This window comes from Photorhabdus africana (genome assembly GCF_035181445.1).
Taxonomy (GTDB): Bacteria; Pseudomonadota; Gammaproteobacteria; order Enterobacterales; family Enterobacteriaceae; genus Photorhabdus; species Photorhabdus laumondii.
This window is the reverse complement of sequence record NZ_JAXBVE010000049.1, coordinates 1-13167: the sequence shown is the minus strand read 5'-3', so window position 1 is coordinate 13167 and position 13167 is coordinate 1. Positions and strand designations below refer to the sequence as shown.

Sequence of the window (13167 nt, the reverse complement as noted above, 5' to 3'; positions counted from 1 at the left end):
ATTCTCCTAATTTATCACTATCATCAACGAATTAAAGTTAAAAAAATAATTTCAAGTTGATAACATTATACTAATTAACAATATTCCTTACGTTAAACAAAAGGAAAGTGTTTAAAATTAATAGAAAATTGAATCGACTTATCAGTATCGGGTAAACTTATTATCACATTATTTTTTTCTGCTTTGGTATTAGTTATATGGAAAGTTGTACAACCATCTTTACTAATCGCAACCTGCAACTCTCTTTCATTATCACCATAACCTGAAATTATCGCGGAGCCATCAGTACGAACAAGTAATCTTTTACCGGAATAGACAGTACGGTCCACAATAACATAACCACTACAAACACTCATGCCATCAGCAGGTACTTCAGAGGTAAATGCATAAGCACTGATAATATTTCCTCCATCTCTCCACTCACTAAATACTGCCTGACTTACACCCGGTGTTATAGAACCATCCTCCGCCGAAACAGTACAACGAAAACTACCCGCTACCTCAGATTGCAAATGGAAATAAGCCAGCCCGAAACTATTAGGGGCAAACTGATATTTTGCACCACCCCCTTCAACAATACTGCCTGATTCAACACTGGCCGATAATCTCTTTCCTGGCGGCCCATAAACCACAGCTAAATTTTTCGGGTTTATTCTGGGATATTCATTAGATACCATCGGCGCACCTTCACTAATTGATATCATGGCAGATGACATATCCGTTAGCGACAATATCACTGAACCTGGAGCAGAACTATTATTACCAACCTCATAATACCCGGTTCCCACGCCCTCTTGCCCCAAACAAAGCACATTTTCCGCCGGCACCACTAAAGAAACATAACCCTGCTTAACATCCTCATCACTGACTATTATTGGTTGTGCATCCCAGGCCGCCCTCGCAATCGGCTCATAGTCAAAATTATGCCCTTGCCAGTGGAATATGACGCTATCGCCTTTCTGCATCTGCTGATAACTGATATGCACATTTAACCCACGATGTTGTACAAGAGATGAATAGTGAATCACGCCAGATGTTGAATCTGGATAAATTGATGGTAATAATTTTATCGATGGGGAATTAATAATTTTAATAACAGCCGGTTTAGAGAAATTTTCATTCTCGAAATCATCGGCTGATGTATAAGTCACATTATAGCAACCATCCGGTATTTCAGAGAACGGAATAGTTACAGTAAAAAAAATATTATTAATATTCTGAATATAATAGGGACGAGAAAGGATTCCCCCAACACTGACCACTATTGCATCCCAGATTTTTAGCTTTTTATGATAGGGTACTTTGATAATTAAATCTTGGTTCTGTTGAACAGAAACATCAATCAGACCATTATTATCTGCTTGCGGCAACTCTGGCGACGATAAAGAAATAAGTGTATTGTCGTTATTGATAATCATATTTCACCTCCCATTGGAATCGGTCTGAACGATAAAACAAAATTGACTTTATCGCCTGAATCCGAATCAGGTACTGTTAGCCAAACATTAACTTTACCTACTGTGTTGCTAATCACATTCACTGTCGCACTACCATCCTCCTTTAATGGAATATCGGCCCAGCCTTTATTATAACCATCGATGAGAGCATTATTATTCACTCTTATACGGATTTGATTAATATCATCATTATGTTCACGATCAATAAAAAGATATATCGAGCAAGGCGTCTCCCCATCTGCCGGAGCGCCTGTAGTATAATTATAGGCGGTAAATACTATAGCTTCATCAGACTGACGATAATTACCAAAAATAAGCGGAAAAGATATTACCTTATTGATATCCTCTTGTGGGGCCATCATCAAAAGAGCCGAAAATTCTTCGCTATTTTTAATATTTTTATGTTCAAACGGAGAACGAACATAAAAATGCCCTTTTCCAGCCCCATCTAACGTCAATATGATCTGATCTACATTAATATTATCGTCTACAATAGAAGCACCGGCAGATGTCGTAGCATAGAATTTATACCCAGGTAGACCATATACAGTCACAATATTTTTGGGATTAAGATTAGGGTAATCGGTTAAATCACTTATCGCCGCGTTTTCTGTGATAATCACACTTGACATGCCGTTATTCATACTGTCACCATTAACTCCATGATTTATTAATTGAAGATAACCTACAATAAAAAATCGCCAGTTCACAAATAAGCAATATTTCCTAGAAAATGGAAAACGCTTATGCATTTTCCAATAAAAAAATAAAAGTTCAATCAGTTAAATTTATTGTCCAGGTGGAACCGTATCAATGAGTCCAAACCAAATCTTGGAATTCTTTATTCTTACACTGTAAGTGACATAAACTAATCCTGGTCCATCATCATACGAATCTACACCGGTAAAAGGTGCCTGACCCAGCAGAATAATCGCCTCTCCAGCCGCCACTTCGTCGGCAGTTACCGTATGGGGTTCAAGAGAATAAATTTTTGAAGATGGAATATCATTGACAACACCATTAACGTAAATACGTACCTTGATAACACTATCCACATCTATTCCATTTTTTTTACCCACAGCAATACGCGCATCCAGCCCTCCCCCTAAAATTTTTACAAGATTGATCTTACCTCGCTGTCCAAGTTCACTCTGATCTTTATGAGTAAAAATTCTAGGTGCTGCTAATGTACGCCTAATATTTGGTGGTTGACTGGGCACTGATCTCGTTAAATTAAAATAGAGAGCAGATGACATAGTTATATTTCCCGTTGTATCAGCCATATAATAATATAACTCATTATCGCCAATATTTGGAACACTGGCATATGGAACTGAAATAAACGGACTATTCAATTGATTCAGATCAGTAATGACAGCAGACGCACTTGGCGTTTCATCATCATCTTCTCTGATCATTAAGAAAATTCTATCTCTCGGTTTAACACTTTCATAAAATGGGATACTCACATGAAAACCTGTACTGCTATTTCCTACTAATGGTGTTAATTTATCACCGTCCAATTCTTCAATATCTGGCATTTCAAGGGTTGGATTAATGTCTTCTGTAATAAACAGAATATTTGATGAAGATTTCTTTGAGAAATCCGGCAATTCTGTGAATATATCAACCGCATAGTTCCCCTTCCCTTTCTGACCGGGGAAAATCCTTAAAGCAACAAAACCGTTTTCATCCGTATTAATATAATATTTATTACTACTTAACTTTCGAATAAAAGGAGATATCTCCGCCGTAATTTGTTCTCCATCATACCCAAAAATACGCACTATTCTATCAGTTACCAGAGGGATTTGAAAATAGGGTAACGGCTCACTTGTTTTGCTCAACGCATAGATATTAATAAGCAGGCTGCCATTCAATTCAGAAGGTCGTTCATCATCCTCTGCCGGAGAGAAATCTTTTATCAACGAATCGCCAATAATGATAGGTTCAAACGCTGCATGTGAAAAACCATTTTTATCAATAGGATAAAATGTTATCTCTAATTTAGCATCGGGGTCCGTAGTATTATCCATTGAAAATATTATGGTAAAATCACCGGCACCAGAATTGGCAGTAACAACAAATTTTGCGGTGCAAGTATTATTCTTGACATCCCTTGAAATACGAGGAGTCTCATCAAAACTGACACCTTGCTGGTCACTGTACACTATATCAGTCGTTTCCGTTACTTTATGGATCTCATCACCTGAATAAGTCACAGTAATAACAACTGGGCACTCTTCTAAAACCGTTATTCCTGAAACGATATCTGCTGTAAGTGTCGACATATTGAACCTCATATTAAATTTAAACATCAATAAGTAAAAAACATCTAATTTTCTATCAAAATTAATGCACTTCCACAATGATGCTGACTACCTATTATCTCCTTCCTGTTTCTCACACAAATAAACTATTTACTTTAGTTGTTACTGTAATAACAATAAACCCACCACTCAGAGCATAAATTTTATATCCAAGTATACCCTATATAATCACCCTATTTTTGGGTAAAGATTAGGGTAATTGTTAAATCATTTTTCGCTATGTTTACCATTATTCATACTGTCACCATTAGTTCCATGATTTATTGTTGAAGATAAAAACACTTAATAAAACATTATAATTCGGTAATAAAGAAATCGCCAGTTCACAAATAAGCAATATGTCCGAGAAAATGGAAAACGCTTATGCATTTTCCATAAACAGGTAAAAGCCCAATCAGTTAAATTTATTGTCTAGGTGGAACGGTATCAATATGTCCAAACCAAATCTTAGATTCTTTTTTGCCTACGCTATAAGTGATATAAACCGAGCCTGGCGTACCATCACTATATGAATCTACATTAGTAAAAGGTGCCTGACCAAGCAGAATAATAGCCTCACCAGCCGCCACTTCGTCAGCAGTTACTGTATGAGGTTCAACAGAATAAATTTTTGAGGATGGGTTCCCATTTACAATACCATTAACGTAAATACGTACATTAATGACATTATTTACCTCTATTCCACTGTTTTTACCCACAGCAATATGGGCATCCAACCCTCCACCTAAAATATACTGAAAACTAATCTTACCTGGCCAGCCAAATTCCTCCTGTCGTTTATGATTAAAAATTCTAGGTCTCGCTAATATACGCCTAATCTCTGGTGGCTCATTTGGTACTGAACTCGTTAAATCAAAATAGAGGGCAGATGACATGGTGATATTTCCCATTGCATCAGCCATATAATAATATAACTCATTACCACCAATATTGGGAATATTGGCATATGGAACTAAAATAAACGAATTATCCAACTGATTTAAATCATTAATGACAGTAGACACACTTGACATTTCGGCATTATCTTCTCTGATCATTAAGAAAATTCTATCTTTCGGTCTAAAACCTTCATAAAATGGAATATTCACATGAAAACCTGTACTGCTATTTCCTTCTGATGGAGTCAATTTATTGCCATTCAACTCTGCAATATCTGGTGCCGCAAGCGTTGGAGCAATGTCTTTTGTAATAAACAGAATATTTGATAAAGATTTCTTTGAAAAATCCGGTAATTCTGTGAACATATCAACTGTATAATTACTATTCTTCTTCTTATAAGGGAAAACCCTTAAAGCAACAAAACCTTCATTATTTGTATTAATATAGTATTTATTATTACTGTAATGTAAAATAAGAGGCAATATTTCTTCCGTAATTTGTTCTCCATCATATCCAAAAACACGCACTAACTTATCAATTACCAGAGGGATTTGGAAATAGGGTAACGGCTCATTTTTTTCACTCAGCGCATAGATATTAATAAGGAGGCTGCCATTAAATTCAGAAGGTTCCTCATTATCTGCTGCCGGAGATAAATCTTTTATCAGCGAATCGCCAATAATGATAGGTTCGAACGCTGCATGTGAAAAACCATTTTTATCAATAGGATGAAACGCAATTTCCAATTTAGCATCAGGGTCCGTAACCTTATCCATTGAAAAGGTTATGGTGAAATCACTGGCACCAGAAGCAGCAGTAACAATAAATTTCGCAGTGCAGATATTATTTTCGACATCTCTTGAAATACGAGCAGTTTCATCAAAACGGGTATTTTCTGGGTGACTGTACACTATGTCAGTCGATTCCGTTACTTTATGAGTCTTATCACCTGAATAAGTCACCGTGATAACAACCGGGCACTCTTCTAAAACCGTTATTCCTGAAACGATATCTGTTGTAAGTGTCGACATATTAAACCTCATATTAAAGTTAAACATCTATAAGTAACAAACACTTAATTTTCTATCAAAATAATGCGTTTATACAACGATGCTTATTATCTATTACCTCCTTCCTGTTTATCACATAAATAAATTATTTACTTTAGCTGTTAAAGTAATAGCAATAAATCCACTACTCATAACATAAGCTTTACATCCAAGTATACCCTATATAGTTACAATATATCTGGGATTAAGATTACAATAATTGCTAAATCGCTTTTCGCCATGTTTACCATTATTCATTCCGTGATTCCGTGATTAAAAATAAAATGACAATGCTTAATAAAATATTATAGTATATAATAAAGAAATCGCCAGTTAACAAACAAGAAAAATCTCAATCAGTTAAATTTATTATCTTGCTGGAACAGTATCAATGTATCCAAACCAAATCTTAGATTCCTTTTGGCCTACGCTGTAAGTGATATAAACTGAGCCTGTCGTACCATCACGATATGAGTCTATATTAGTAAAAGGCGTCTGACCAAGCGGAATAATAGTCTCTCCAGCCTCCACTTCTTCGGCAGTTACCGTATGAGGATCAACAGAATAAAGTTTCGAAGATGGATTCTCATTTACAATACCATTAACGTAAATACGTACATTAATGACATTATTTACCTCTATTCCACTGTTTTTACCCACAGCAATATAGACATCCAACCCTCCTCCTAAGATACCGTTAAGATTAATTGTACCTGGCCAGCTAAATTCCGATTGCGTTCTATGATTCAAAATTATAGGTCTCGCTAATATGCGCTGAATCTCTGGTGGTACATTTGGCACTGACCTCGTTAAATTAAAATAGAGGGCAGATGACATAGTGATATTTCCCGTTGCATCAGCGATATAATAGTATAACTCATTACCGCCAATATTTGGAACACTGGCATATGGAACTAAAATAAACGGATTATTCAACTGATTTAGATCAGTAATGACAGCAGACGCACTTGGCGTTTCGTCATTATCTTCTCTGATCATTAAGAAAACTGTGTCTTTCGGTCTAACACCTTCATAAAATGGGATACTCACATGGAAACCTGTACTGCTATATCCTATTGATGGCGTTAATTTATTACCACTCAGTTCTTCAATATCTGGCGTTGCAAGGGTTGGAGCAATGTCTTTTGTAATAAATAGAATATTTGATAAAGTTTTTTTCGAAAAATCCAGCAATTCTGTGAACATATCAACCGAATAGTTACTATTCTCTTTCTGACTGGGGAAAATCCTTAAAACAACAAAACCGTTTTTATCCGTATTAATATAGTATTTATTACTATCGAATTTTCGAACAAAAGGCAATATTTCTTCCGTAATTTGTTCCTTATCATACCCAAAAATACGCACTGGCTTATCCGTTACCAGAGGAATTTGAAAATAGGGTAACGGCTCATTTTTTTCACTCAACGCATAGATATTAATAAGCAGGCTGCCATTAAATTCAGAAGGCACCTCATTATCTGCTGCCGGAGATAAATCTTTTATCAGCGAATCGCCAATAATGATAGGTTCGAACGCTGCATGTGAAAAACCATTTTTATCAATAGAATGAAACGCAATTTCCAATTTAGCATCAGGGTCCGTAACCTTATCCATTGAGAATGTTATGGTGAAATCACTGGCACCAGAAGCAGCAGTAACAATAAATTTCGCAGTGCAGATATTATTTTCGACATCTCTTGAAATACGAGCGGTTTCATCAAAACGGGTATTTTCTGGGTGACTGTACACTATGTCAGTCGATTCCGTTACTTTATGAGTCTTATCACCTGAATAAGTCACCGTGATAACAACCGGGCACTCTTCTAAAACCGTTATTCCTGAAACGATATCTGTTGTAAGTGTCGACATATTAAACCTCATATTAAAGTTAAACACCAATCAGTAACAAACACTTAATTTTCTATCAAAATAATGCGTTTATACAACGATGCTTACTCTCTATTACCTCCTTCCTATTTTTCTCATAAATAAATTATTTTAACCATTACTGTAATAGTAATAAATCCACCATTCGCAGCATAAGCTTTATACCCAAATATACCCTATATAGTTACAGGTTAAGATTACGGTAATTGTTAAATCACTTTTCGCCATGCCTGCCATTATTCATACTGTCACCATTAACCCCATAATTTATTGTTGAAGATAAAATGACAACGCCTAATAAAATATTATAGTTCGGTAATAAAGAAATCGCCAGTTCACAAATAAGAAATATGTTCGGAAAAATGGAAAATGCTTACGCATTTCCCAATAAACAGGTAAAAACTCAATCAACTAAATCTATTTTCCAGATGGAACAATATCAATATGTCCAAACCAGATCTTAGATTCCTTTTGACCTACACTGTAAGTAATATAAACTAAGCTTGGCACATCACCACGATATGAGTCTACGGAACAGTATCAATGTATCCAAACCAAATCTTAGATTCTTTTCTGCCTACGCTGTAAGTGATATAAACTGAGCCTGGCGTACCATCACGATATGAATCTATATTAGCAAAAGCTGCCTGACCAAGCGGAATAATAGCTTTTCCTACCGCTACTTCTTCGGCAGTTACCGTATGAGGCTCAATAGGATAAAGTTTCGAAGATGGATTATCATTTATAATACCATTAGCATAAACACGTATATTGATAATATTATTTACCTCTATTCCACTTTTTTTATCCACAGCAATATAGGCATCTAATCCTCCGCCTAATATATCGTTAAGGTTGATCCAAGCTGGCCATCCGAATTCCAACTGTAGTATATGACTAAAAATTCTAGGTGCAGCTAATGTACGCTTAATCTCTGGTGGTACATTTGGTGCTGACCTCGTTAGATTAAAATAGAGGGCTGATGACATAGTTATATTTTCTGTTATATCAGCCCTATAATAATATAACTCATTATCGCCAATATTTGGAACACTAGCATATGGAACTAAAATAAACGGATCATTCAACTGATTCAGATCAGTAATAACAACAGACGCACTTGGTGTTTCGTCATTATCTTCTCTGATCATTAAGAAAATTCTATCTCTCGGTCTAACACCTTCATAGAATGGAATACTCACATGGAAACCTGTACTACTATTTCCTACTAATGGCGCTAATTTATTACCATTCAACTCTTCAATATCTGGCGCAGCAAGCGTTGGGTCAATATCTTCTGTAATAAACAGAATATTCGATGAAGATCTCTTTGAAAAATCCGGCAATTCTGTAAACATATCAACTGCATAGTTCCCCTTCCCTTTCTGACTGGGGAAAACACTTAAAGCAACAAAACCGTTTTTATCCGTATTAATATAATATTTATTACTATTTAATATTTGAATAAAAGGAGATATTTCTTCCGTAATTTTTTCTCCATCATACCCAAAAATACGCACTATCCTATCAGTTACCAGAGGAATTTGAAAATAGGGTAATGGATCATTTGTTCTACTCAGCGCATATAGATTAACAAGGAGGCTACCATTTGATTCAGAAGGTTTCTCATGATCCGCTGCCGGAGATAAATCTTTTATCAACGCATCACCAATAACTATAGGTTCAAATGCTGCATATGAAAAACCGTTTTTATCAATAGAATGAAATGCAATTTCCAATTTAGCATCGGGGTCCGTAGCCCTATCCATTGAAAATGTTATGGTGAAATCACCGGCTCCAGAACCAGCAGTAACAACAAATTTCGCAGTACAGGTATTTTTCTCAACATCTCTTGAAATACGAGGGATTTCATCAAAACGGGTATTTTTCGGGTTATCGTACACTATGTCAGTCGAACCCGTTACTTTGTGAGTATCATCGCCTGAATAAGTCACCGTGATAACAACCGGGCACTCTTCTAAAACCGTTATTCCTGAAATTATATCTGCTGTAAGTGTCGACATATTAAACCTCATATTAAAGTTAAACACCAACAAGTAACAACCACCTAATTTCTATCAAAATAATGTTCTTCTACAATGATGCTGACTATCTATTATATCCTCCCTACTTCTCACATAAATAAACTATTTACTTTAGCCATTACTGTAATAGCAATGTATTCTTTATCCAAAAGGTATCATAAAGTGGGATACAGTGCTTTCTCCACATATTCCTTGATTAATGTATGAGGATCAATAGTAATAAATACTTAATCTAACTCCTCTCACACAATACCATCATCGTAGACATTCATATTAATAATATCATCTAAATTAATTTCAGTGAATAATTAAATAATTGCTTTTTCCTCGCTGTCCAAGTTTTAAATGGCCTTGGTGAGTAAAAATTCTAATTACAGCTAATGTACGAGAAACCTCTGTGATCGCTAATTAGGGTCTGAATCTGTTAAAATAACGAGAAGATAACATGGCTACGTTTTCACTATAAGTCACAGTAATGACAATTGGACACGCTTCTAAAACCGTTATTCCTGAAACGATATCTGCCGTAAGTGTCAACATATTAAATCTCATATTAAAATTAAACACCAATAAGTAACAAACACCTAATTTCCTATCAAAATAATGCTCTTCTATAAATGATGCTTGCTACCTATTTATTTCCCCCTACTCCTCACATAAAACCACATAAGCACTTGAAGCTAAACCACTATTATCCAACAAATGAGCCTGAATTTTTGTATCATCTTTTTGTAGCCCGCCCATTCTTATTTCAGTCATCGATCCTTTAGTTGGATCACCTAATAAACCCTTTTGAATAAGATCTAAATCCAAATTATTAACCAGATAATCAATTGATTTACCAAGATCACTCTCTTGTATCCTATTTCCTCTTGTACACCAAGGTAAAGGTTTACTCTGGTCAATACGACTCTTCCGATCAGGGTAACCAATCCCCGGCCCTATCGGGTTAGGATCAAAAATTATAAAATGGTTAATTTTCACATCAGGAATAACATATTTTAAATACCGACCAGATTCTGGGTGTGTAAACGTTGCAGTTAATGTAACCATTCCTGCTTTTTTAACTTGAAAACGCTCTCCATCCACATCAATTACGTTCCTATTACTTGAATCATATACTCCAATATAACCACCAGATATTCCTGCTTTTCCAGGCAAATACTCAGATTTAAACTTCATTCCTTGCCAGCCAAAGTTCATTCTTTCCTTTGGTACTGAACGCCCGAGCAATTCTCTATCTTTATGGTGATAATCCAATATAAAGAAGTTAGCAACATCCTGCTCATTAGCCTTAATTTCTACCGTTTTATTCTTAGAGCCAACAGATGAATCATTCACTTTGGCCGTTACCATAACAGCAACAAACCCGCCACTTTTACTATATATCTGATATTGCGCTTTCCCATCAGCATCTGTTTTACCATCACCCACTACCTGAGTAACTAGGTTTTTATCAGTGATGGTAACTCCCTTACTATTTGTCACACTCCAGGCCACCGCAACACCGCTTTTCGCCTGCCCGGAAAAATCTTTTACTGTGGCAGTAAAGGTATAAGTATGCCCCTCGCCTTCTCCTTCTGTTACGTGATCTGGGCTAACAGTAAGAGAAGCAAGCTCATCAGGGCTGATAAAACTGACTTTTTTATCCGCATTCATTGGCGTCTGCTGAGTAGCCGTTTTTGCCGATACTTGTACATCAATCGCTACCACTGTACTGGTTAAGGTCGCGGTCACCTGCCCCTGCGCGTTACTCACCGAGTTGTTCTGTTTCGTCAGTTTTAGCCCATCAGCCTTTGGATCTGTCTGCCAGTCAATCTCAATCGGTTTATCCGCCACCAGATTGCCGTGCCCATCCTTTACTGTCGCCGTGAAGGTATAACTGTCACTGCCGTTGTTGTAGTGCTCCTTGTCTTTATCCGCATCCACCGTCACGCTGGAGACATAATAGCTGGTGCTGAACTCCGTAAAACTGACTTTCCCGTTCGCGTTCTCCGCCGTCTTCTGGCTGGCTGTTTTCGCCGATACCTGCACATTCTCCACCGCCGCTGTACTGGTTAAGGTCGCGGTCACCTGTCCCTGCGCGTTACTCACTGAGTTGTTCTGTTTCGTCAGTTTTAACCCCTCAACCGTTGGCTCTGTCTGCCAGTCAATGTCGACCGGTTGACCCACCACCGGCTTGCCATGCCCATCCACCACCGTCGCCGTGAAGGTATAACTGTCACTGCCGTTGTTGTAGTGCGCCTTGTCTTTATCCACCTCCACCGTCACGCTGGCGACATAATAGCTGGCGCTGTACTCCGTAAAACTGACTTTACCGTTCGCGTTCTCCGCCGTCTTCTGGCTGGCTGTTTTCGCCGATACCTGCACATCAGATACCACCACTGTGCTGCTTAACGTCGCCGTCACCTGTCCCTGCGCGTTACTCACCGGGCTGTTCTGTTTCGTCAGTTTTAGCCCGTCAACCTTTGGATCTGTCTGCCAGTCAATGTCGACCGGTTGACCCACCACCAGATTGCCGTGCCCGTCCTTCACCGTTGCCGTGAAGGTATAACTGTCACTGCCGTTGTTGTAGTGCGCCTTGTCTTTATCCACTTCCACCGTCACGCCGGTGACATAATAGCTGGCGCTGTACTCCGTAAAACTGACTTTACCGTTCGCGTTCTCCGCCGTCTTCTGGCTGGCTGTTTTCGCCGATACCTGCACATTCTCTACCGCCGCCGTGCTGGTTAAGGTCGCGGTCACCTGCCCCTGCGCGTTACTCACCGGATTGTTCTGTTTCGTCAGTTTTAACCCGTCAACCGTTGGATTTGTCTGCCAGTCAATGTCGATCGGTTTATCCGCCACCGGCTTGCCATGCCCATCCACCACCGTCGCCGTGAAGGTATAACTGTCACTGCCGTTGTTGTAGTGCGCCTTGTCTTTATCCGCATCCACCGTCACGCTGGCGACATAATAGCTGGCGCTGTACTCCGTAAAACTGACTTTACCGTTCGCGTTCTCCGCCGTCTTCTGGCTTGCTGTTTTCGCCGATACCTGCACATCAGATACCACCACTGTGCTACTTAACGTCGCAGTCACCTGACCCTGCGCGTTACTCACCGAGTTGTTCTGTTTCGTCAGTTTTAGCCCGTCAACCTTTGGATCTGTCTGCCAGTCAATGTCGATTGGTTTATCCGCTACCGGCTTGCCATGCCCATCCACCACCGTCGCCGTGAAGGTATAACTGTCACTGCCGTTGTTGTAGTGCTTCTTGTCTTTATCCACTTCCACCGCCACGCTGGCGACATAATAGCTGGCGCTGAACTCCGTAAAACTGACTTTGCCGTTCGCGTTCTCCGCCGTCTGCTGGCTGGCTGTTTTCGCCGATACCTGCACATTCTCTACCGCCGCCGTGCTGGTTAAGGTCGCGGTCACCTGCCCCTGCGCGTTACTCACCGGATTGTTCTGATTCGTCAGTTTTAGTCCGTCAACCTTTGAGTCTGTCTGCCAGTCAATGTTGACCGGTTGACCCACC

General features: G+C 38.5%; 7 protein-coding genes. All 7 read right to left on the bottom strand.

Annotation, left to right across the window (positions count from 1 at the left end; genetic code table 11):
* Positions 1 to 92 precede the first annotated feature (92 nt).
* Positions 93 to 1418 carry a hypothetical protein gene (locus SLS51_RS19790; protein ID WP_323840311.1) on the bottom strand — a complete coding sequence of 442 codons (1326 nt, stop codon included), beginning with the start codon at positions 1416 to 1418 and terminating at the stop codon, positions 93 to 95.
* Positions 1415 to 2101, bottom strand: coding sequence for a hypothetical protein (locus SLS51_RS19785; RefSeq protein ID WP_323840310.1), 687 nt, complete (start codon positions 2099 to 2101; stop codon positions 1415 to 1417). Before SLS51_RS19785 ends, SLS51_RS19790 begins: the two co-directional genes overlap by 4 nt.
* A gap of 144 nt (positions 2102 to 2245) precedes the next feature.
* Positions 2246 to 3748 (bottom strand): hypothetical protein, encoded by a 1503-nt coding sequence (locus SLS51_RS19780; RefSeq protein WP_323840309.1) that lies wholly within the window; start codon positions 3746 to 3748, stop codon positions 2246 to 2248.
* A gap of 443 nt (positions 3749 to 4191) precedes the next feature.
* Positions 4192 to 5697 carry a hypothetical protein gene (locus SLS51_RS19775; protein ID WP_323840308.1) on the bottom strand — a complete coding sequence of 502 codons (1506 nt, stop codon included), beginning with the start codon at positions 5695 to 5697 and terminating at the stop codon, positions 4192 to 4194.
* A gap of 387 nt (positions 5698 to 6084) precedes the next feature.
* Positions 6085 to 7587, bottom strand: coding sequence for a hypothetical protein (locus SLS51_RS19770; RefSeq protein ID WP_323840307.1), 1503 nt, complete (start codon positions 7585 to 7587; stop codon positions 6085 to 6087).
* A 545-nt stretch (positions 7588 to 8132) separates the two neighbouring features.
* Positions 8133 to 9629: a hypothetical protein gene (locus tag SLS51_RS19765; protein ID WP_323840306.1), complete on the bottom strand. Its 1497-nt coding sequence runs from the start codon at positions 9627 to 9629 to the stop codon at positions 8133 to 8135.
* A gap of 666 nt (positions 9630 to 10295) precedes the next feature.
* A partial coding sequence (locus tag SLS51_RS19760; protein WP_323840305.1) for an Ig-like domain-containing protein occupies positions 10296 to 13167 on the bottom strand: 2872 nt, incomplete at its 5' end.